Source organism: Acidovorax sp. WCS2018Noco2-16 (genome assembly GCF_031843945.1).
Lineage (GTDB): Bacteria > Pseudomonadota > Gammaproteobacteria > Burkholderiales > Burkholderiaceae_C > Paracidovorax.
In genome coordinates this window covers 849,304-868,977 of record NZ_JAVTJJ010000002.1, presented here as the reverse complement: position 1 = coordinate 868,977, position 19,674 = coordinate 849,304, and the positions used below count along the sequence as shown (strand labels likewise).

Below are 19,674 nucleotides of genomic sequence, written 5' to 3'. Positions count from 1 at the left end.
CATGGCTGCGGGGCGCTTTGATGTGCGTGGCGGGCGCTTGCCACCGCCCGGTGGCTGTGCGCTGCCGATTCAGACGCCAGCCGCGTGCGCCTGCTGGTCCGCGTGGTAGCTCGATCGCACCATCGCGCCGACGGCCGCGTGCGTGAAGCCCATCTTGTAGGCCTCTTCTTCGTACATCTTGAAGGTGTCGGGGTGCACGTAGCGGCGCACGGGCAGGTGGCTGTTGCTGGGCGCCAGGTACTGGCCGATGGTCAGCATGTTGATGTCGTGCTCACGCATGTCGCGCATCACCTGCAGGATCTCTTCGTCGGTCTCACCCAGGCCCACCATGATGCCGCTCTTGGTGGGCACGCTGGGGTGCAGCGCCTTGAACTTCTTGAGCAGGTTCAGGCTGAACTGGTAGTCCGAACCCGGGCGCGCTTCTTTGTACAAGCGAGGCGCGGTTTCCAGGTTGTGGTTCATCACGTCGGGCGGCGCGGCCTTCAGAATTTCGAGCGCACGATCGTCGCGGCCGCGGAAGTCGGGCACCAGAATTTCGATCTGCGTGGTGGGCGAGAGTGCGCGGATGTTTTCGATGCATTCGACGAAGTGCCCGCTGCCCCCGTCGCGCAGGTCGTCGCGGTCCACGCTGGTGATCACCACGTACTTGAGCTTCAACGCGGCGATGGTGCGCGCCAGGTTCAGCGGCTCGTCCTTGTCGAGCGGGTCGGGCCGGCCATGGCCCACATCGCAGAACGGGCAGCGGCGCGTGCACTTGTCCCCCATGATCATGAACGTGGCCGTGCCCTTGCCAAAGCATTCGCCGATGTTGGGGCAGGACGCCTCTTCGCACACCGTGTGCAGCTTGTGCTCGCGCAGGATGTCCTTGATCTCATAGAACCGGGTGGTGGGCGAGCCTGCCTTCACGCGGATCCAGTCGGGCTTTTTCAGTACCTCGCCGCGCTCGACCTTGATGGGAATGCGCGACAGCTTGGCAGCTGCCTTTTGCTTGGCCAGCGGGTTGTAGTCGACGGAGGATTGTGCTTCGCGCACGACTTCGGAAGTACTCATGGCAGGTCTTGGAGATCAGGGTGCGAGGCGTGAGGCCAACTGCCGCGCCAGTACGGCGGCGGCTTCGTCCCAGGTGGTTTGGACCCCGATTGTAGAAAGGTCCACCGTGGCAAGGCCTGCATATCCGCAAGGGTTGATGCGCGAATAGGGTTCAAGGTCCATATCCACGTTCAAAGCTACACCGTGGTAGGTGCAGTGCCGCGTCACCTTGATGCCCAATGCGGCGATCTTGCCCAGGCCGGTGAAGTCGGGCGCCGCTGCCGCCAGGCCGGTGGCGCTGGCTCGCTGCGGGCGCTGCGGCAGCAACGCGTGGCTGGCGGGGTCGTCCAGTCGCACATAGATGCCGGGCGCCCCGCCCACGCGGTGCCCCGTCACACCGAAATGGTCCAGCGTGCGGATGACGGCCTCTTCGATGCGATAGACGTATTCTTTGACGAAGTAACCGGCGCGGCGCAGGTCGATCAACGGGTAGGCCACCACCTGGCCCGGGCCGTGGTAGGTCACTTGCCCGCCCCGGTTGCTGGCCACCACGGGAATGTCAGCGGGGGCTAGCAGATGGTCGGGTTTGCCGGCCAAGCCTTGTGTGTAGAGCGGCGGGTGCTCGCAAATCCAGAGCGCATCGGGCGTGTCCTCGCCGCGGTCCTGCGTGAAGCGCTGCATGGCCTGCAGCGTTTCTGCGTAATCCACACGACCCAGATGAAGCGCGTGCATGGCACCGGCCGAATTCATTCGCAAGTGTTAGAGCACGACCTTGACCAGCGGGTGCGACGACAGTGCGCGATAGAGGTCGTCCAACTGCTCACGGCTGGTGGCGGTGACGGTGATGGTCACGCCCAGATAGTTGCCGGCACGGCTGTCGCGCAGCTCGATGGTGGAGGCATCGAACGTAGGGTCGAAGCGCCGGGCCATCTCTGTGACTGCGCCCACGAAGCCGTCCACCTTCTGTCCCATGACCTTGATGGGAAATTGCGATGGGTACTCGATGAGCGAGTCCTTGCGGGTGTCGCTGGCGGCTTCGCCATTCGGCGCGGTGGTGACGGAGGGGGCGGGGGAGGGGGGCAAAGTCATGGCGGGGCCTTGGGCTGCAGCTAACGGGCAAAGCGGCCGATCTGGTCTATGGGAGCAAAGAGAAATTGTGCGTTATAGCCTGCGGGGACTGTGGGCTTTGCGGGTCGTTACGCTGTCACGGTCTGTCGCCACCATGGGTCCGCTACCGGAGCTGACGCACCGTGGCGGTGCGCCGCATTCAACGTGGCCGCACTGCGACAGTGCACTGCTCCCACGTACGTATCAGGGGGCATTGCAGATTCGCATGGGTTTTTACTTATAATCAGGGGCTTTATAAAAGTTTCAGTCTGTAGCGCGGGCGCCATTCAATGACGAAAACAAACGCTCCCGAGACAGAAACTGAGGCTGAGAGCGTCGACTTCAAGCCCCTGACGGCCCAAGAGGCGCGGCAGTGGCGGCAAAACAATCCACCGGTTGCTGTGTGGCGGATCGTTGGGTTTCAGGCGTTGGTCGGTGTCGCCGTGGCCTTGTTGGCCTGGCTGGTGTCCGGCAAACCATATGTCGCATGGTCTGCTGCCTACGGCGCGTTGTCCGTCGTTATTCCTGCTGCTTTGTTTGCGCGGGGCATGGCGCGTCAGCGAGGGTCTGCTGGCGCGGCGCTGGTGGGGTTGTTTGGTTGGGAATTGGTCAAGATTGCAGTGACCGTCGCCATGCTGGCGGCGGCGTCCCGGCTGGTGCCGGACCTCAGTTGGCTGGCGCTGCTGGTCGGCATGGTGGTGACGATGAAAACGTACTGGATCGCGCTCATGGCGCGGCCCGGTGTTCGCAAACCGGTTGATATTTGAGAGAAGAGTTGTCCGATGGCCGCAGAAGCGCACGCCCCGACTGCCAGTGAATACATCGTTCACCACTTGCAGCATCTCCAGAACATCAAGCAGAAGTCCATCGTCGATTTCTCCGTGGTGAACTACGACTCCGTCATCGTCGGATTGGTTCTCGGCTTTTTGATGCTGTTCGTGTTGTGGCGCGCTGCCCGCAAGGCCACATCGGGCGTGCCGGGTCGTTTCCAGGCTGCGGTGGAGATGCTGGTCGAAATGGTGGACAACCAGGCCAAGGCCAATATTCACAACGCCGAAAGCCGCAAGTTCATCGCCCCCCTGGGGTTGACGGTGTTCGTCTGGATCTTCCTGATGAATGCCATGGACATGCTGCCCGTCGATCTGCTGCCCGCCGTCTGGGCCCAGGTCTACGGCGCTGCCGGCCACGATCCGCATCATGCTTATCTGCGCGTCGTGCCTACCGCTGACCTGTCCACCACGTTGGGCCTTTCGTTCGCCATCCTGATCCTGTGCCTGTACTACAGCGTGAAGATCAAGGGTTTGGGCGGCTGGGCGCACGAACTGGTCACCGCCCCATTCGGCACCAGCAAGAATCCTGTCTTCGCCCTGATTTTGGGTGTGATCAATCTGCTCATGCAGATCATTGAATACGTTGCCAAGACGGTGTCGCACGGTATGCGACTGTTCGGCAACATGTACGCTGGTGAGTTGGTGTTCATGCTGATTGCCCTGATGGGTGGTGCTGCTGCCATGTCGCTTTCCGGTGTGTTGCTCCCCGTGGGGCACATCATTGCGGGCTCTATCTGGGCGATCTTCCACATTCTGGTGATCACCTTGCAGGCCTTCATTTTCATGATGCTTGCGCTGATCTATCTCGGCCAGGCGCATGACGCTCACTGAGCCGTTTCTCTCTTTCCCTTTCCTCTTTCTTTTTTTCTTTTCATCCTAGGAGTCATCATGGAAAACATTCTCGGTCTCGTCGCTCTGGCTTGTGGTCTGATCGTGGGTCTCGGCGCTATCGGCGCTTCGATCGGTATCGCTCTGATGGGTGGTAAGTTCCTCGAAGCTTCGGCTCGCCAGCCTGAGCTGATCAACGAACTGCAAACCAAGATGTTCATCTTGGCCGGTCTGATCGACGCGGCCTTCCTGATCGGCGTGGCCATCGCGCTGCTGTTCGCTTTCGCCAACCCCTTCGTTCTGGCCTAAGCTCCGTTCAACGCCCAAATAGAAAGGTGTTGCCGTGAGTATCAACGCGACCCTGTTCGTTCAGGCCATCGTCTTCCTGATCCTTGTGTGGTTCACGATGAAGTTCGTGTGGCCTCCGATCGCGAAGGCGCTGGATGAACGAGCCCAGAAAATCGCCGATGGCCTCGCTGCCGCCGACCGTGCCAAATCCGAACTCACCGCTGTGAACCAGCGCGTGGAGAAGGAACTGGCCCAGACGCGCAATGAGTCGGCATCGCGGATTGCGGACGCCGACCGCCGCGCTCAGGCCATCATCGAAGAAGCCAAGGCCCGTGCAACGGAAGAGGGCAACAAGATCGTTGCCTCTGCCCGTGCAGACGCCGAGCAGCAATCGATTCAAGCCCGTGAGGCCCTGCGCGAGCAGGTAGCAGCCCTGGCCGTGAAAGGCGCCGAGCAGATTCTCCGCAAGGAAGTCAATGCCGGTGTTCACGCCGATCTGCTGAACCGCCTGAAGACCGAGCTGTAAGGAGCGCGCAACCATGGCAGAACTCGCCACCATTGCCCGCCCCTACGCGGAAGCGCTCTTCAAGGCCAGCACCTCGTCGGGGTCTGACCTGGTCAGCACTGTCGCCTGGGTGGAAGAAGTGGCGGCGATTGCCGCCAACCCGCAGTTGCGCCAACTGGCAGACAACCCCAAGGTGTCTGCCGAGCAGGTGTTCGACGTCATCACGGGTGTGGTGCGTGCCCCGCTGCCCGATGCAGCGCGCAATTTTCTGCGCGTCGTCATCGACAACGGCCGGGTGGATGCGCTGTCCGAGGTCGCGGCGCAGTTTCGTGCGCTCGTCAATCAGCGCAACGGCTCTTCCGATGCCGTGGTGTACAGCGCTTTTCCGCTGGACGCCGCCGCGCTGGCGGGCCTGGATGCAGCGCTGGAAAAGCGCTTCGGCCGCAAGCTGAATGTCTCGTCGGTCCAGCTGGACGAGTCCCTGATCGGGGGCATTCGCGTAGTGGTGGGTGACGAGGTGCTCGACACCTCTGTCAAAGCCCGTCTGGAACAAATGAAAGCGGCCCTCACTGCGTAAGCGGCTTGAGGTCTAGGCTAACCAAAGAAAGAAGGAAAGAGTCATGCAACTCAATCCCGCAGAAATTTCTGAACTGATCAAGAGCCGCATCGAAGGTCTTGCAGCCAGCAGCGACATCCGCAATCAAGGCACCGTCGTGTCCGTGTCGGACGGTATCGTGCGCGTGCATGGCCTGTCGGACGTGATGCAGGGCGAAATGCTCGAGTTCCCCGCCACGCAGGACGGTCAGCCTTCCTACGGTCTGGCGCTGAACCTGGAGCGCGACTCTGTCGGCGCCGTGATTCTGGGCGAGTACGAACACATCTCCGAAGGCGACACCGTCAAGTGCACGGGCCGCATTCTGGAAGTGCCCGTCGGCCCCGAGCTGATCGGCCGCGTGGTGAACGCCCTGGGCCAGCCTATCGACGGCAAGGGTCCCATCAACGCCAAGCTCACCGACGTGATCGAAAAGGTCGCTCCGGGCGTGATCGCCCGTAAGTCGGTGGACCAGCCGCTGCAGACCGGCCTGAAGTCCATCGACTCGATGGTGCCCGTGGGCCGTGGCCAGCGCGAGCTGATCATCGGTGACCGCCAGACCGGCAAGACCGCCGTGGCCATCGACGCCATCATTGCCCAGAAGGGCCAGGGCGTGACGTGTATCTATGTCGCCATCGGCCAGAAGGCTTCGTCGATCAAGAACGTCGTGCGCTCGCTGGAACAGGCCGGTGCGATGGACTACACGATCGTGGTGGCCGCATCGGCTTCCGAATCGGCTGCCATGCAGTACGTGTCGGCCTACTCCGGCTGCACGATGGGCGAGTACTTCCGCGACCGCGGCGAAGACGCGCTGATCGTGTATGACGATCTGTCCAAGCAAGCCGTGGCCTACCGTCAGGTCTCGCTGCTGCTGCGCCGCCCACCAGGCCGTGAAGCCTATCCTGGCGATGTGTTCTATCTCCACAGCCGCCTGCTGGAGCGCGCAGCCCGCGTGAATGCCGATTACGTCGAAGCCTTCACCAAGGGTGAAGTCAAGGGCAAGACTGGTTCGCTGACGGCGCTGCCGATCATCGAAACGCAAGCCGGCGACGTGTCCGCCTTCGTGCCTACCAACGTGATCTCGATCACCGACGGCCAGATCTTCCTGGAAACCAGCCTGTTCAACGCAGGTATCCGCCCCGCCATCAACGCCGGTATCTCGGTGTCCCGCGTCGGTGGTGCAGCCCAGACGAAGATCATCAAGAGCCTGTCCGGCGGTATCCGTACCGATCTGGCCCAGTACCGTGAACTGGCTGCGTTCGCGCAGTTCGCTTCCGACCTGGACGAAGCCACCCGCAAGCAGCTCGACCGCGGCGCTCGCGTGACCGAATTGCTCAAGCAAGCCCAGTACAGCCCACTGCCCATCTCGCTGATGGGTGCCACGCTGTTCGCGGTGAACAAGGGCTTCATGGACGACATCGAAGTGAAGAAGGTGCTCGACTTCGAACACGGTCTGCATCAGTTCCTCAAGACCAGCTACGCCCCGCTGTTGGCCAAGCTGGAACAGGCCAAGGCCATGGACAAGGATGCCGAGGCCGAACTGACCGCAGCCATCGCCGCGTTCAAGAAGTCGTTCGCCTAAACCGAACGAGGAACCCTCATGGCAGCAGGCAAGGAAATACGCGGCAAGATCAAATCGGTGGAAAACACCAAGAAGATCACCAAGGCCATGGAGATGGTGGCTGCATCCAAGATGCGCAAGGCGCAGGAACGGATGCGGGCCGCTCGTCCCTACAGCGAGAAGATCCGCAATATCGCCGCCAACCTCGGCCATGCCAACCCCGAGTACGTGCATCCTTTCATGAAGGAAAACACGGACGCCAAGGTGGCCGGCATGATCGTGGTGACGACCGACAAGGGCTTGTGCGGCGGCATGAACACCAACGTGTTGCGTGCCGTGACGACCCAGCTGCGTGAATTGCAGTCCGCTGGCGTGTCGACCGAAGCCGTGGCCATTGGCAACAAGGGTTTGGGCTTCCTGAACCGCGTTGGCGCCAAGGTGGTTTCGCACGTCACGGGTCTGGGCGATACGCCGCATCTCGACAAGCTGATCGGCCCCGTCAAGGTGCTGCTCGACGCTTATGCCGAAGGCAAGGTCAACGCGGTGTACCTCAGCTACACCAAGTTCATCAACACCATGAAGCAGGAGTCCGTGGTGGAGCGTCTGCTCCCCCTGTCCTCCGAGAAGATGCAGGCTGAAAAGACCGAGCACGGCTGGGACTACATCTACGAGCCTGACGCACAGAGCGTCATCGACGAGATGCTGGTTCGCTATGTCGAGTCGCTGATCTATCAGGCCGTGGCTGAAAACATGGCGTCCGAGCAGTCCGCGCGGATGGTGGCCATGAAGGCCGCCACCGACAACGCGGGCAGCGTCATCGGCGAGTTGAAGCTGGTCTACAACAAGACGCGCCAGGCAGCGATCACGAAGGAATTGTCCGAGATCGTATCGGGTGCCGCCGCTGTGTAAACAGCTCGACAGACAAACATATTTGGAGCGAAAAAATGGCTCAAGAGAATTCCCAATTGAACGCTGGCGTTCAGGGCAAGATTGTTCAATGTATTGGCGCCGTGGTGGACGTGGAGTTTCCGCGTAACCAGATGCCCAAGGTTTACGACGCCCTGAAGCTCGACGGCTCCACGCTGACGCTGGAAGTGCAGCAGCAGTTGGGTGACGGCGTGGTGCGGACGATTGCCCTCGGCTCGTCCGACGGCCTGCGCCGCGGCATCATGGTGTCCAACACCGGCAAGCCCATCAACGTGCCCGTCGGCAAGGCCACCTTGGGCCGCATCATGGACGTGCTGGGCGCGCCCATCGACGAACGTGGTCCTGTCAGCCAGGAACTCACGGCGTCCATCCACCGCAAGGCTCCTGCGTACGACGAACTGTCGCCATCGCAAGAGCTGCTGGAAACCGGCATCAAGGTGATCGACCTGGTGTGCCCGTTCGCCAAAGGCGGCAAGGTGGGCCTGTTCGGCGGCGCCGGCGTGGGCAAGACCGTGAACATGATGGAACTCATCAACAACATCGCCAAGGCCCACAGCGGTCTGTCGGTGTTCGCTGGTGTGGGCGAGCGTACCCGTGAAGGGAACGACTTCTATCACGAGATGGCCGATTCCGGCGTGGTGAACCTGGAGAAGCTCGAAGACTCCAAGGTCGCCATGGTGTACGGCCAGATGAACGAGCCCCCAGGCAACCGTCTGCGCGTGGCCCTGACCGGTCTGACCATTGCGGAATCCTTCCGTGACGAAGGCCGTGACGTGCTGTTCTTCGTGGACAACATCTACCGCTACACGCTGGCCGGCACCGAAGTGTCCGCCCTGCTGGGTCGTATGCCTTCCGCCGTGGGCTACCAGCCTACGCTGGCCGAAGAAATGGGCCGCCTGCAAGAGCGCATCACGTCCACCAAGGTTGGCTCGATCACTTCCATCCAGGCCGTTTACGTGCCAGCCGATGACTTGACCGACCCATCGCCTGCCACGACGTTCGCTCACTTGGATTCCACCGTGGTGCTGTCGCGTGACATCGCTTCGCTGGGCATCTACCCGGCTGTCGATCCGCTCGATTCCACCAGCCGCCAGCTGGACCCGCAAGTCGTGGGTGAAGAGCACTATGCAGTCGCTCGCGGTGTGCAAGGCACGCTGCAGCGCTACAAGGAACTCCGCGACATCATCGCCATTCTGGGCATGGACGAACTGGCTCCCGAAGACAAGCTGGCCGTGGCCCGCGCCCGGAAGATCCAGCGTTTCCTGTCGCAGCCGTTCCACGTGGCCGAAGTGTTCACGGGCTCCCCTGGCAAGTACGTGCCGCTGTCGGAAACCATCCGTGGTTTCAAGATGATCGTGGCCGGCGAGTGCGATCACCTGCCAGAACAAGCGTTCTACATGGTCGGCACCATCGACGAAGCCTTCGAAAAGGCCAAGAAGCTGTCGTAAGCGCACCGGGGTGGCCCGGTCCCGCAGCACAGTGCGCCATTGAAGGTTTCTGATCTTCAGCGCGCGTTGTGTGGTGACCGGCGCTTCTCCGATCTGCTTGCATCAACTTTTTGTGAACATTCAAGGAACGACCTATGGCCAACACCTTTCACGTCGATGTCGTCAGCGCCGAAGAGTCCATCTTCTCGGGCGAAGCACGCTTTGTGGCGCTGCCGGGCGAAGCGGGCGAGCTGGGTATCTTGCCCAAGCACACTCCGCTCATCACCCGCATCAAGCCCGGCTCGGTGCGCATCGAGCTGGCTGACGGCAACGAAGAATTCGTCTTCGTCGCCGGTGGCATTCTGGAAGTGCAGCCTGACCGCGTGACCGTGCTGTCCGATACCGCCATTCGCGGCAAGGATCTGGACGACGAGAAGGCCAACGCCGCCAAGGCGCTGGCTGAGGAAGCACTGAAGAACGCCAAGAGCGAGCTTGACCTGGCCAAGGCACAGTCTGAACTGGCGGTCATGGCTGCCCAGATCGCTGCACTGCGCAAGTTTCGCCAGAAGCGCTGAGCACCTCCTGGAAGAGCCTCGCAGGGCCTGCCACGCAGTGCTTTTGCAGGGTTCTCCACAAAGAAGCCGCCCCTGCCGGGCGGCTTCTTCATTGGCGACGTAGAACGGGCCGTGGTGTCAAAGAGCCAGGCTCGCAGTGCCTGTTGTACCGTACGGCGCTGCTAGACGCGACCGATGACCGGAGCGTCCGGCAACTCGTTGATTGGCGACGAAAGATCCGCCTGGCTTTCGTCTGAACCGTGGCCCTGCACCGCCGGAAAGTGCTGCACCAGCAGCGCCGACACTTCCGACAGCGCTTGCGTCAGCCCATCTTCATAGCGTTGCGCCCGAAAGGCCGTGCCCATGTGGCCCACCAGGGCCTGCCAGGCTTCGGGCGTGATGACTCGGGTGAGCGCCCGGTCGGCCACGATCTCGATGGCGTGGTCGGCGTGCAGCAGGTAGATCAGCACGCCGTTGTTGTGCTCTGTGTCCCACACGCGCAGCTTGCCGAACTGGGTGACCGCACGTTCGCGCGCATTGGCGCCGCGCAGCAGGTACGACCACGGCAGCCCGCCTTCGATGCAGATGCGGATCTGGCCGGTGTGGCGTTGCTCGCTGGCCGCCACACGGCGCGTGATGCGGTCCAAAAGATCGTCCGGCAAGGCCCGGCGCACCGCGCCTTCGGACCAGCGATGGCGCACCAGCCGGGCCAGCCGTTGCCACAACGAGAGGGCCGGCCGCCGTGCGACTGAAGTGGAGTGAGATCTCGTCATGGATGCCTACCAGTCGCCAGAGGCGCCGCCGCCTCCAAAGTCCCCGCCGCCGCCGGAACTGAACCCTCCGCCGCCGCCGTCGCCGCTGCTGCCACCGCCCCAGCCGCCGGAACTGGCCCCACCGGCCCAGCCGCCCAGTCCACCTGCCACACCGGCTGAACCTGCACCGCTTCCGCCGTGCCACACGGCACCGCCCCGCCCACTGAAGAGCCACGTGTAGAGCAGCGCCAGCACGCCGACGCCCCCCGCGATCAGCAGGCTGGAGGTGACCAGCAAGGCGATTCCGCCCGCGCCGCCGCCCAGCAGCACGCCGCCCAGCCGGTTGCCGAAGATGCGGCGCGCGATGGGGCCGGCCACCATCACGCCGAAGAAGAGAAACACCGCCAGATCGGTCCAGTCGAAGCCGCTGCCGCTGCTGGACCGGTTGCTTGGCTTGTTGCCGCTGGGCAGCGGCAAGGCCTCGCCTGCAATGCGCGCACCGATCTGGTCGATGGCCACCGCCAACCCGCCGACAAAGTCGTTTCGCTGAAAGCGCGGCTTCATCGCGCCGTCGATGATGCGGGCGGCCGCGATATCGGGCAGCGCGCCTTCCAGCGTCTTGGCGACCTCGATGCGCATCTTGCGGTCTTGCTGCGCGACCAGCACGATGACGCCGTCACCCACGTCACGCCGGCCGATCCTCCAGGCACTGGCCACGCGGTTGGCATACGCGGCGATGTCTTCGGGAACGGTGGTGGGCACCATCAACACGACCACCTGCGAGCCGTTGCGTAGCTCAAGGGCGGCCAGTTTGGTTTCCAGCGTCTGAAGGTCGGTGGGGCTGAGCGTGCCGGTCTGGTCGATCACGCGCGCTGTCAGCGCCGGCACGGGCAGCAAGGCCTGTGCGGTGGCGCTGGATGGGCTGAAAATGCCTGTTGCTATAAATAATATAGCTAACAGCGCTTGATGGATAAGCGCTAGAGGCATATTTGGCTTGAATCGGTGCCTGGGCCGACGCTCAAGGGCGCGAAGCCGGGGTGCGCGAGAAGTCCACCGTCGGCGGCGTGCTGATCTGCGCTTCGTTCTGCACCGTGAAGCTGGGCTTGGGCTCGTAGCTGAAGACCTTGGCCGTCAGGTTGGTCGGAAAGCTGCGGGCCAGCACGTTGTATTCCTGCACCGTCTGGATGTAGCGGTTGCGCGCCACGGTGATGCGGTTTTCGGTGCCTTCCAGCGTCACGCGCAGATCGCGAAAGCCTTGGTTGGCCTGCAGCGTGGGATAGCGCTCGGCCACCACCATCAGCCGCGACAACGCGCCGGAGAGCTCGCCCTGCGCCTGCTGGAACTTGTTGAAAGCCTCGGGGTTGTTCAGCGTCTCGGGCGTCACCTGGATCGACGTGGCCTTGGCGCGCGCTTCGATGACCTTGGTCAGCGTGTCCTGCTCGAAGGCGGCCTCGCCTTTGACGCTGGCGACGATGTTGGGGACCAGGTCGGCGCGGCGCTGGTACTGGTTCAGCACCTCGCTCCAGGCGGCCTTGGTCTGTTCGTCCAGACGCTGGAAGTCGTTGTAGCCGCAGCCCGAGAGGGCCAGCACGGCGGCAAGCAGGGCAAAAAGACGTTTCATGGTGATGCCGCCCCGGCGCCGCTAAGCCGGCGACACTGCCAAAAGCCGCCGAGGCAAGGTGCATTGTGCCTGTGCTGCGCCTGCTGCCCCGGAGAGCCCCCGAGCCGTGACAAGCTGAGCCCCGCCACGGACAATGGCGCGTTCCTCATCTGCAGACCGCATACCCCACCCATGACCCGACCTTCCTTGCGCGCCGCCACGCTCGGCGGCTCACCCGACGACGCCGAGGCCGCCTTCTACGACGCTTTGCAGGCCGGCGACATCGAACGGTTGATGGCTTGCTGGGCCGATGACGACGAGATCGTCTGCGTGCATCCGGGCGGACCTCGCATGCTCGGCGCCGGCGCCATCCGCTCAGCGTTTGCCGCGATGTTCGAGCACGGCACGCTGCGCGCGCGGCCCACGCAGGTGCACCGCGTGCATGCGCTGGCGAGTGCCGTGCACAGCGTGGTCGAACTGGTGGAGGTGATGCTGCCCGACGGCCCGCGCGAAGCAGTCGTGCAGGCTACCAACGTCTATCACAAGACAGCACAGGGCTGGCGCCTGGTGGCCCACCACGCCAGCCCCGGCACCGTGCGCCCGGTGTCCCCGCACCCGCCGAATCAGCCCGCTGCCACCCTGCATTGATTGATGACGTTTTCAGGCTCTAGCGCTTGATGGGTAAGCGCTTCACGCTATGAAATACAGAGCGCCTATATGGCTGCCGGGCGGCAATGCGCAAACCATTTGGCCGGCGCTGCTCGCCCGCCGCACGCGCGGGCCGCGCCCCGTGTACCGGCGCGAACGCTGGCCCACGCCCGATGGCGACTTCGTGGACGTCGATTTCTTGCGCAGCGACGAGACGGCTCTGCCAGCAGGCGCGCCGTCGCCGCTGCTGGTGCTGTTCCACGGGCTGGAAGGCTCGTCGCGCAGCCATTACGCCGAGGCTTTTGCCGACGTGGCGCATGAGCGCGGCTGGCGCTTTGCCGTGCCGCACTTTCGCGGTTGCAGCGGCGAAATCAACCACGGCCCGCGCGCCTACCACTCGGGCGATCACGAAGAAATCGGCTGGCTGCTGCAACGACTGGCCGCCGCTGCCACTGGGCCGGTCTGGGCCGTGGGCGTGTCGCTGGGCGGCAATGCGCTGCTGCGCTGGGCCGCCGAAGCGGGCGACACCGCTGCGCGCCAGTTGAGGGCGGTGGCGGCCGTCAGCTCGCCCATCGACTTGGCGGCGGGCGGCGCGGCCATCGGGCAGGGCTTCAACCGACAGGTGTACACGCGCCTCTTTCTACGCACCATGGTGCCCAAGGCGCTGGCCAAGCTGCAGCAGCACCCCGGCCTTTTCGACCGCCAGGCGCTGCTGGCGGCGCGCGACCTCTACGCCTTCGACAACGTGTTCACCGCCCCGCTGCACGGCTTTCGCGATACCGACGACTACTGGCGCCGCGCGTCGGCCAAGCCCCTGCTGCCCGCCATTCGCGTGCCGGCGCTGGTGCTTAACGCGCTGAACGACCCGTTCGTGCCGGCTGCCAGCCTGCCTGGCCCGCACGAGGTCGGCAGGCACGTCACCCTGTGGCAGCCGGCCAGCGGCGGGCATGTGGGCTTTCCGGCCGGGGTGTTTCCGGCACACGTGCGGTGCATGCCCGAGGCCGTGGCCGACTGGCTGGCCGAGCAGGGGACGCCAGCCTACGCTGCGCCGACTGGTGCAGATGCAGAATCGGCCCATGGATGACATCGTCAAACAGGCCATCGCCAAATGGCCCAACGTTCCCGACTGCTACGGCTGGCTGGGCCTGGATGCGCGCGGCCACTGGTACATGCGCGACGACGCCACGCAGGCGCAGGGCCCGTTCCCGCAGGCGCGCGGATCACGGTTGCAGCACGACAAGCTGATCGACTTCATCCAGCGCAATTACGAGGCCGACGCCCAAGGCCGCTGGTTCTTCCAGAACGGGCCGCAGCGCGTGTATGTGGAGCTGGAGTCGACGCCTTTCGTCTGGCGCCTGGACGCCGGCGGCACGCCGGTGGCGCAGACCGGCTTGCGCATGCCCGATGCGGGCGAGTGTCTGGTCGATGAAGCCGGCCATGTCTATCTGGCTAGCAGCATCGGTGTGGGGCTGGTGCATACGCTGGACGTGGAGCTGGTGGCCGACGGCATCGAGCAGGGCCGCTGGACGCCACAGAACGTGCAGTTTGCAGAACTGCCCCAGCGCTACGGGTTTGTGCGCAGCCCGGCGGGCCAGAACGCTCCGCTACCCAAATTGCAGGCGTAAAGAAGCCGGCTTGAAGCCGGCTTCTTTATTGAGCGCTGCGTCCACGCTACGGACGCGGCCGGAGCGTTCAACCGCCTGATGCTGCGGCGGCTGGAGCGGCGGCGCCTGCGCCCGAGGCTCCCTCCGCCGCCGGTGCGGCACCGGGCCGGTCGGGTTCCGTGAACTTGGCACCCGCCGCGTTGGCCAGGAAGGCCACGCCGCGTGCGATTTCGGTGTCGTCAAAATCGCCGCCACCCTGCGGCGCCATGGCGCCCTTGCCTTTGAGTGCGGACTGCACCAACACCTCAAAACCCTGTTGAATGCGCGGTCCCCATGCCGCCGCGTCGCCCAGCTTCGGCGCGCCAGCCGCACCGGTGGCGTGACAGGCGGCGCATTGGCCCTTGTAGACCTCTTCGCCCGGGCGCAATGGCCGGTTGGCATCGCGCACTTCCACCATGCCCACTTTTTGAATGCGCTCGGCAATCGCCTTTTCAGGGTTGGCCACGCCTTCGGCTGGCTTGTTGCCCGAAGTCACGAACATCACCAGCCCGATAATGGCGAGAATCGGAAGCACAAAAGAAAAAAGAACCGTCACCAGCAACTGCTTGGGGTTCTTGATCGGTCCGGTATGCGCTTCTTCGTGGGTGTCGCTCATGACGTCCTCTGTGGGGCTTGGGGGCTCGTTATCGTTGATTTTTTATTATAGGAGTGGCCCCGCGCGCCGGCCGTTGGGGAAAACGGCCCCCCTCGCCCCCTTGCGCTATGTCAAGAACGTGGTGCTTGTTGTGGCGCCTCGGTCCATCCGCCGCCCAGCACCCGGTACAACGCGACCTGGTTTTGCAGCTGCAGCAGGCGGGTCTGCACCAGGCTTTGCTCTGACACGAAGAGCGAACGTTGCGCGTCCAGCAGGTCCAGGTAGCTGGAGACGCCGTTGCGGTAGCGTAGGTCGGACAGCTCGAAGCGCTTGCTGTCAGCCTCGGCCTGCCTGCGTTGCGCGGTCAATTGGTCCTGCAGCGTGGCTTCGCCCGCCAGCGCATCGGCCACTTCGCGGAAGGCCGACTGGATGGAGCGTTCGTACTGCGCTACAGCAATCTCGCGGCCCGCACGGGCGGATTCCAGCGTGGCCTGGTTGCGGCCGGCGTCAAAGAGCGGCAGTGCCAGCTGCGGGGCAATCGAAAACGCCCAGCTGCCGCTTTTGAACAGGCCCGACAGCTCATCGCTGACCGTGCCCACGCTGGTGCTGAGCGAAATGCGCGGGAAGAAATTGGCCCGTGCCGCGCCGATGTTGGCGTTGGCGGCAATCAGCTGCTGCTCGGCCTGCCGAATGTCGGGCCGGCGCGCCAACAGATCGGACGGCAGGCCGGCCGGCAGAGGCAGCATGGCCGGAGCATTCGCGAGCCGGGCCGATGTCAGGCTGGAAAGCACATCGGCCGGAACGGGTTGCCCCAGCAGCAGCGCCAGCGTGTTCTCGTCTTGCAGGCGCTGGCGACGCTGCTGCGCGTAGGTGGCGCGCGCCGTTTCAGCCAGGCTGATGGCCTGGCTGTTGTCCAACTCGGAGCTCACGCCGTTTTCCAGGCGCAGCCGGGTCAGCTGCACCGACTCGTCGCGCGTGCTGAGCGTGCGGCGGGAGATGTCGAGCAATTCCTCATCGGCCTGCAGGTTCAGCCAGGCCGTTGCCACGGCCGACACCAGACTGATCTGCGCGGCCTTGCGCGCCTCTTCGGTGGCCAGGTACTGTGCCAGCGCCTGTTCCTTGAGTGCGCCAATGCGGCCGAAGAAGTCGATTTCCCAGGCCGAAATGCCCACGCCCACTTGGAACTGGTTGGCGTACTGGCCGTCCGCCGCGCTGGGTTGGCGCGATGCATTGACCAACCCGTTGACGCCCGGGAACTGGCCCGCGCGCTGGATCTGGAACTGTGCACGCGCCTGCTCGATGTTGAGCACCGACACCCGCAGATCGCGGTTGTTTGCCAGAGCAATGGCGATCAGGTTCTGCAGGCGCGAATCGGTGAAGTATTCCTTCCAGTCGATGTCGGCCGCAGCACGTGCGTTCGCGTTGGCAGCACCAGCTGCCGACTCTGCCGGCACTCCGTAAGTGGTCGGCACGGGCGCGGCAGGGCGCTCGTAGGTGGGAATGAAGCTGCAGCCGGCCAGCAGCGCGGCCAGGGCCAGTGAGGTCAGCACCGGCCGGGTGGATGCGATGAATTGCATGGATGGTTTCTCTTGGGGTGCGATGGCGTGACGCGTCATGGTGCGTCCTCTACATGGCGGTGTTGGTGCGCCTGCTTGGCCTCATGTTCTTGCTGGCGCTTGCTTCCCTTGAAGAAGGTCCGCACCAGCACGAAGAACACCGGCACGAAGATCACCGCCAGCACGGTGCCGGTGATCATGCCGCCGATCACCCCGGTGCCGATGGCGCGCTGGCTTGCCGAGCTGGCGCCCGACGAGATGAACAGCGGCACGACGCCCAGCGTAAAGGCCAGCGACGTCATGATGATGGGACGGAAGCGCAGGTGAGCGGCTTCCAGGGCCGCCTCCAGCACGCTCTTGCCGTCGGCCTGCAGGTCCTTGGCAAACTCCACGATCAGAATGGCGTTCTTGGCCGACAAGCCGATGATGGTCACCAGCCCGATCTGGAAGTACACGTCATTGGACATGCCCCGCAGCAGTGTGGCCAGCAGCACGCCCAGCACACCCAGTGGCACCACCAGCATCACCGAGACGGGAATCGACCAGCTCTCGTAGAGCGCGGCGAGGCAGAGGAACACCGCCAGCAGCGAGAACGTGTAGAGGATCATGGCCTGCGAGCCGGCCAGTTTTTCTTCACGCGACTGGCCAGTCCACTCGAAGCCGAAGCCCGCGGGCAGCTGCCCGGCAAGCCGCTCCATTTCGGTCATCGCATCGCCCGTGGTGAAGCCCGGTGCTGCATCGCCCGCAATCTTCATCGACGGATAGCCGTTGTAGCGCACCGTCTGCATCGCGCCCGTGATCCAGCGGGTGGTTGCGAAGGCGGAGAGCGGCACCGTCTGGCCCTGGCCGTTGACCACGGACAGGTCGAGCACCGATTCGGGCCGCATGCGCGCCTCTGCATCGGCCTGAACCACGACCCGCTGCAGGCGGCCCTGGTTGGGGAAGTCGTTGACATAGGTCGATCCCAGTGCCGTGGACAGCACCGCGCTGACGCTGTCGAAGCCCACGCCCAGTGCGTTCGCCTTGTCGCGGTCGACGACGATCTCCATCTGGGGCGCATCTTCCATGCCGTCAGGCCGCACGGCTGCCAGCACTTTGCTTTGTGAGGCCATGCCCAGCAACTGGTTGCGGGCGCCGACCAATGCGTCATGGCCCTGGCCTGCGCGATCCTGCAGTCGGAAGTTGAAGCCAGTGCCTGTGCCAAGTTCGGGAATCGGTGGCGGGCTGAGCGCGAAGATGAATGCATCGCGAATACCGGCCAGCGCGCCGGAGGCACGGCCGGCCAGGGCGGATGCCGACTCGTCGGCACCCGAGCGCTCGCTCCAGTCCTTCAAAATCACGAAGGCCAGGCCTGCGTTCTGCCCTTGCCCCGAGAACGAGAAGCCGGACACCGTGACGATGTTCTCCACCTCAGGCTGCTTGAGCATGAACTCTTCGACCTGTTGCAGCACTGCGCTGGTGCGCGACTGGGCCGCTCCCGGGGGCAACTGCACGTTGGTGATGAGGTAGCCCTGGTCTTCGTTGGGCAGGAACGACGTCGGCAGCCGCATGTACACCACGGCCACCGCGCCCACCAAAGCCAGATAGACGATGACCATGCGACCGCTGCGGCGCAGCATCTTGGCGAGCCATCCCTCGTAGCGGTGCGTGGTGCTCTTGAAGGAGCGGTTGAACCAGCCGAAGAAGCCTTTCTTGTCGGCGTGATGATCGGGGTCGATGGGCTTGAGCAGCGTGGCACACAGCGCGGGAGTGAGCGACAGCGCGAGGAACGCGGAGAACGCGATGGAAATCGCCATCGTTGCGGCAAACTGGCGATAGATGTTGCCCGTGGAGCCCGCGAAAAATGCGAGCGGCACGAACACCGAGATCAGCACCACCGTCACGCCGATCACAGCGCCCGAGATCTGGCCCATGGCCTTGCGCGTGGCCTGCAGCGGCGGCAGGCCTTCCTCGGCCATGATGCGTTCGACGTTCTCCACGACCACGATCGCGTCGTCCACCACGATCCCGATCACCAGCACCATCCCGAACATGGTGAGCACGTTGATGGAGAAGCCCAGGGCCAGCAGGGCGCCGAAGGTACCCAGTAGCGCCACCGGCACCACGATGGTCGGAATGATGGTGTAGCGGAAGTTCTGCAGGAACAGGAACATCACCAGGAACACCAGCACAATGGCTTCGATCAGAGTGTGCACCACCTTCTCGATGGAGACCGACACGAAGATCGACGTGTCGTAGGGCACCACATAGTTGACGCCCTCAGGGAAGAACTTCTTGAGTTCGGCCAGCTTGGTCCGCACGGCCTTTGCGGTTTCCAGCGCGTTGGCCGATGGCGTGGCCTGTACGCCCATGCCGACGGCCGGTTTGCCGTTCAGGCGGGCACTCGTGCTGTAGCTTTGCGCGCCCAGTTCGATGCGGGCGACGTCCCGCAGGCGCACGGATGAGCCGTCGGTGTTGGCGCGCAGCACGATGTCGCCAAACTGCTCGGTCGACGTCAGCTGGCCGCGCACCACGATGGTGGCCGCCACGGACTGACCGGTTTCGGCGGGCAGTTCACCCAGGTTGCCGGCCGATACCTGTACGTTTTGCGCACGGATGGCGGCATTGACCTGATCGAGCGGCAGGTTGAAGCCTCTGAGTTTGGCCGGATCCACCCAGATGCGCATGGCACGTTCCGTGCCGAACTGCGTGAGGGTACCCACGCCGGCGACCCGCTGCAGTTCCGGCACCACGTTACGCGCGGCGTAATCGTTCAGCGCTTCGATGCTGACATCGGGGTTCTCGGTGGTGAGCGTGGCGAACATCAGGAAGTTAGAGCGCGATTGCTCCACGCGCACACCTTGCTGAGTCACTGCGCTGGGCAGGCGCGGCGTGGCACGCGATAGGCGGTTCTGCACGTCCACCTGCGCCAGGTCGGCGTTGGTGCCGGGCTCGAAGCTCAGCGTGATGGAGCCGGTGCCGTTGGCCTGACTGGTGGTCTCGATATAGGCCAGCCCGCTGGCGCCATTCATCTCTCGCTCGATCACCGCCAGCACGCTGTCTTCCAGCGTCTGCGCATTGGCGCCAGGGTAGGCCACCGATACCTGGATGGTCGGTGGTGCCACCGCGGGATACTGCGCAATCGGCAGCTGGGCGATGGAGATACCCCCCAGCACCATGATGAAAATCGTGATGACCCATGCAAAGATGGGCCGCTCTATGAAGAACTTGGCCATGTGCCGCGCTCCTTGTT

At 64.0% G+C, this 19,674-nt stretch carries 21 protein-coding genes; 12 read left to right on the top strand and 9 right to left on the bottom strand.

The window, feature by feature from the left end; genetic code table 11:
- Window positions 1–69: 69 nt before the first annotated feature.
- Genes lipA through RQI28_RS09395 form a run of 3 tightly spaced genes read right to left on the bottom strand, consistent with a single transcriptional unit; the run spans window position 70 to window position 2,118 of the window.
- Window positions 70–1,050: a lipoyl synthase gene (gene lipA, locus RQI28_RS09405; protein WP_311224057.1), complete on the bottom strand. Its 981-nt coding sequence runs from the start codon at window positions 1,048–1,050 to the stop codon at window positions 70–72.
- A gap of 15 nt (window positions 1,051–1,065) precedes the next feature.
- The gene (gene lipB, locus RQI28_RS09400) at window positions 1,066–1,761 is read right to left on the bottom strand and encodes a lipoyl(octanoyl) transferase LipB (protein ID WP_311224056.1); all 696 of its coding nucleotides are present in this window, start codon (window positions 1,759–1,761) and stop codon (window positions 1,066–1,068) included.
- Window positions 1,762–1,788: 27 nt separating this feature from the next.
- Complete coding sequence (locus RQI28_RS09395) at window positions 1,789–2,118, bottom strand: DUF493 family protein (protein WP_311224055.1); 330 nt, start codon at window positions 2,116–2,118, stop codon at window positions 1,789–1,791.
- A 308-nt stretch (window positions 2,119–2,426) separates the two neighbouring features.
- On the opposite strand from RQI28_RS09395, the gene RQI28_RS09390 reads away from it, so the two are divergent.
- From RQI28_RS09390 to RQI28_RS09350, 9 genes are all read left to right on the top strand, one after another.
- A complete protein-coding gene (locus tag RQI28_RS09390) occupies window positions 2,427–2,903 on the top strand; it encodes an ATP synthase subunit I (RefSeq protein WP_311224054.1) in 477 nt (158 codons plus the stop codon).
- 15 nt (window positions 2,904–2,918) lie between these two features.
- On the top strand, window positions 2,919–3,797 hold the full coding sequence (gene atpB / locus RQI28_RS09385; RefSeq protein ID WP_311224053.1) for a F0F1 ATP synthase subunit A: 879 nt from the start codon (window positions 2,919–2,921) through the stop codon (window positions 3,795–3,797).
- 57 nt (window positions 3,798–3,854) lie between these two features.
- Window positions 3,855–4,103, top strand: coding sequence for a F0F1 ATP synthase subunit C (gene atpE, locus RQI28_RS09380; RefSeq protein ID WP_091458130.1), 249 nt, complete (start codon window positions 3,855–3,857; stop codon window positions 4,101–4,103).
- Window positions 4,104–4,137: 34 nt separating this feature from the next.
- Window positions 4,138–4,608: a F0F1 ATP synthase subunit B gene (locus RQI28_RS09375; protein ID WP_311224052.1), complete on the top strand. Its 471-nt coding sequence runs from the start codon at window positions 4,138–4,140 to the stop codon at window positions 4,606–4,608.
- 13 nt (window positions 4,609–4,621) lie between these two features.
- Window positions 4,622–5,164, top strand: a complete 543-nt coding sequence (locus tag RQI28_RS09370; protein WP_311224051.1) for a F0F1 ATP synthase subunit delta — start codon at window positions 4,622–4,624, stop codon at window positions 5,162–5,164.
- Window positions 5,165–5,207: 43 nt separating this feature from the next.
- A complete protein-coding gene (atpA, locus tag RQI28_RS09365; RefSeq protein ID WP_311224050.1) occupies window positions 5,208–6,761 on the top strand; it encodes a F0F1 ATP synthase subunit alpha in 1,554 nt (517 codons plus the stop codon).
- Window positions 6,762–6,779: 18 nt separating this feature from the next.
- Complete coding sequence (gene atpG / locus RQI28_RS09360) at window positions 6,780–7,649, top strand: F0F1 ATP synthase subunit gamma (RefSeq protein ID WP_311224049.1); 870 nt, start codon at window positions 6,780–6,782, stop codon at window positions 7,647–7,649.
- Between the two features lie 35 nt (window positions 7,650–7,684).
- A complete protein-coding gene (gene atpD, locus RQI28_RS09355) occupies window positions 7,685–9,115 on the top strand; it encodes a F0F1 ATP synthase subunit beta (RefSeq protein ID WP_311224048.1) in 1,431 nt (476 codons plus the stop codon).
- Between the two features lie 134 nt (window positions 9,116–9,249).
- Window positions 9,250–9,669 carry a F0F1 ATP synthase subunit epsilon gene (locus RQI28_RS09350; RefSeq protein WP_311224047.1) on the top strand — a complete coding sequence of 140 codons (420 nt, stop codon included), beginning with the start codon at window positions 9,250–9,252 and terminating at the stop codon, window positions 9,667–9,669.
- 161 nt (window positions 9,670–9,830) lie between these two features.
- Here RQI28_RS09350 and RQI28_RS09345 read toward each other — a convergent pair whose 3' ends face one another.
- Genes RQI28_RS09345 through RQI28_RS09335 form a run of 3 tightly spaced genes read right to left on the bottom strand, consistent with a single transcriptional unit; the run spans window position 9,831 to window position 12,021 of the window.
- A complete protein-coding gene (locus RQI28_RS09345) occupies window positions 9,831–10,421 on the bottom strand; it encodes a TPM domain-containing protein (protein WP_311224046.1) in 591 nt (196 codons plus the stop codon).
- A 6-nt stretch (window positions 10,422–10,427) separates the two neighbouring features.
- The gene (locus tag RQI28_RS09340) at window positions 10,428–11,387 is read right to left on the bottom strand and encodes a TPM domain-containing protein (protein ID WP_311224045.1); all 960 of its coding nucleotides are present in this window, start codon (window positions 11,385–11,387) and stop codon (window positions 10,428–10,430) included.
- Between the two features lie 31 nt (window positions 11,388–11,418).
- Complete coding sequence (locus RQI28_RS09335; protein ID WP_311224044.1) at window positions 11,419–12,021, bottom strand: LemA family protein; 603 nt, start codon at window positions 12,019–12,021, stop codon at window positions 11,419–11,421.
- 171 nt (window positions 12,022–12,192) lie between these two features.
- Between RQI28_RS09335 and RQI28_RS09330 the strand changes: the two genes are divergently transcribed.
- From RQI28_RS09330 to RQI28_RS09320, 3 genes are read left to right on the top strand one after another with little or no spacing between them, the layout of a single operon-like run.
- Window positions 12,193–12,648 carry a nuclear transport factor 2 family protein gene (locus tag RQI28_RS09330; RefSeq protein ID WP_311224043.1) on the top strand — a complete coding sequence of 152 codons (456 nt, stop codon included), beginning with the start codon at window positions 12,193–12,195 and terminating at the stop codon, window positions 12,646–12,648.
- A 49-nt stretch (window positions 12,649–12,697) separates the two neighbouring features.
- Complete coding sequence (locus tag RQI28_RS09325; RefSeq protein ID WP_311224042.1) at window positions 12,698–13,732, top strand: alpha/beta fold hydrolase; 1,035 nt, start codon at window positions 12,698–12,700, stop codon at window positions 13,730–13,732.
- Window positions 13,725–14,273 carry a DUF2946 family protein gene (locus RQI28_RS09320; protein ID WP_311224041.1) on the top strand — a complete coding sequence of 183 codons (549 nt, stop codon included), beginning with the start codon at window positions 13,725–13,727 and terminating at the stop codon, window positions 14,271–14,273. The genes RQI28_RS09325 and RQI28_RS09320 overlap by 8 nt, the downstream gene beginning before the upstream one ends.
- Before the next feature lie 67 nt (window positions 14,274–14,340).
- Here the strand turns inward: RQI28_RS09320 and RQI28_RS09315 are convergent, their stop codons facing one another.
- From RQI28_RS09315 to RQI28_RS09305, 3 genes are all read right to left on the bottom strand, one after another.
- On the bottom strand, window positions 14,341–14,907 hold the full coding sequence (locus RQI28_RS09315) for a c-type cytochrome (protein WP_311224040.1): 567 nt from the start codon (window positions 14,905–14,907) through the stop codon (window positions 14,341–14,343).
- A gap of 110 nt (window positions 14,908–15,017) precedes the next feature.
- Window positions 15,018–16,463 carry an efflux transporter outer membrane subunit gene (locus tag RQI28_RS09310; protein ID WP_311224039.1) on the bottom strand — a complete coding sequence of 482 codons (1,446 nt, stop codon included), beginning with the start codon at window positions 16,461–16,463 and terminating at the stop codon, window positions 15,018–15,020.
- Window positions 16,464–16,498: 35 nt separating this feature from the next.
- Window positions 16,499–19,657, bottom strand: a complete 3,159-nt coding sequence (locus RQI28_RS09305) for an efflux RND transporter permease subunit (protein ID WP_311224038.1) — start codon at window positions 19,655–19,657, stop codon at window positions 16,499–16,501.
- Window positions 19,658–19,674: the final 17 nt, after the last annotated feature.

What these genes read in the sequence shown, in the direction of transcription:
- lipA (WP_311224057.1), bottom strand. Translation starts at nt 1,050, where the DNA reads ATGAGTACTTCCGAAGTCGTGCGCGAAGCACAATCCTCCGTCGACTAC.
- lipB (WP_311224056.1), bottom strand. Translation starts at nt 1,761, where the DNA reads ATGCACGCGCTTCATCTGGGTCGTGTGGATTACGCAGAAACGCTGCAG.
- RQI28_RS09395 (WP_311224055.1), bottom strand. Translation starts at nt 2,118, where the DNA reads ATGACTTTGCCCCCCTCCCCCGCCCCCTCCGTCACCACCGCGCCGAAT.
- RQI28_RS09390 (WP_311224054.1), top strand. Translation starts at nt 2,427, where the DNA reads ATGACGAAAACAAACGCTCCCGAGACAGAAACTGAGGCTGAGAGCGTC.
- atpB (WP_311224053.1), top strand. Translation starts at nt 2,919, where the DNA reads ATGGCCGCAGAAGCGCACGCCCCGACTGCCAGTGAATACATCGTTCAC.
- atpE (WP_091458130.1), top strand. Translation starts at nt 3,855, where the DNA reads ATGGAAAACATTCTCGGTCTCGTCGCTCTGGCTTGTGGTCTGATCGTG.
- RQI28_RS09370 (WP_311224051.1), top strand. Translation starts at nt 4,622, where the DNA reads ATGGCAGAACTCGCCACCATTGCCCGCCCCTACGCGGAAGCGCTCTTC.
- atpA (WP_311224050.1), top strand. Translation starts at nt 5,208, where the DNA reads ATGCAACTCAATCCCGCAGAAATTTCTGAACTGATCAAGAGCCGCATC.
- atpG (WP_311224049.1), top strand. Translation starts at nt 6,780, where the DNA reads ATGGCAGCAGGCAAGGAAATACGCGGCAAGATCAAATCGGTGGAAAAC.
- atpD (WP_311224048.1), top strand. Translation starts at nt 7,685, where the DNA reads ATGGCTCAAGAGAATTCCCAATTGAACGCTGGCGTTCAGGGCAAGATT.
- RQI28_RS09350 (WP_311224047.1), top strand. Translation starts at nt 9,250, where the DNA reads ATGGCCAACACCTTTCACGTCGATGTCGTCAGCGCCGAAGAGTCCATC.
- RQI28_RS09345 (WP_311224046.1), bottom strand. Translation starts at nt 10,421, where the DNA reads ATGACGAGATCTCACTCCACTTCAGTCGCACGGCGGCCGGCCCTCTCG.
- RQI28_RS09340 (WP_311224045.1), bottom strand. Translation starts at nt 11,387, where the DNA reads ATGCCTCTAGCGCTTATCCATCAAGCGCTGTTAGCTATATTATTTATA.
- RQI28_RS09335 (WP_311224044.1), bottom strand. Translation starts at nt 12,021, where the DNA reads ATGAAACGTCTTTTTGCCCTGCTTGCCGCCGTGCTGGCCCTCTCGGGC.
- RQI28_RS09330 (WP_311224043.1), top strand. Translation starts at nt 12,193, where the DNA reads ATGACCCGACCTTCCTTGCGCGCCGCCACGCTCGGCGGCTCACCCGAC.
- RQI28_RS09325 (WP_311224042.1), top strand. Translation starts at nt 12,698, where the DNA reads ATGAAATACAGAGCGCCTATATGGCTGCCGGGCGGCAATGCGCAAACC.
- RQI28_RS09320 (WP_311224041.1), top strand. Translation starts at nt 13,725, where the DNA reads ATGGATGACATCGTCAAACAGGCCATCGCCAAATGGCCCAACGTTCCC.
- RQI28_RS09315 (WP_311224040.1), bottom strand. Translation starts at nt 14,907, where the DNA reads ATGAGCGACACCCACGAAGAAGCGCATACCGGACCGATCAAGAACCCC.
- RQI28_RS09310 (WP_311224039.1), bottom strand. Translation starts at nt 16,463, where the DNA reads ATGCAATTCATCGCATCCACCCGGCCGGTGCTGACCTCACTGGCCCTG.
- RQI28_RS09305 (WP_311224038.1), bottom strand. Translation starts at nt 19,657, where the DNA reads ATGGCCAAGTTCTTCATAGAGCGGCCCATCTTTGCATGGGTCATCACG.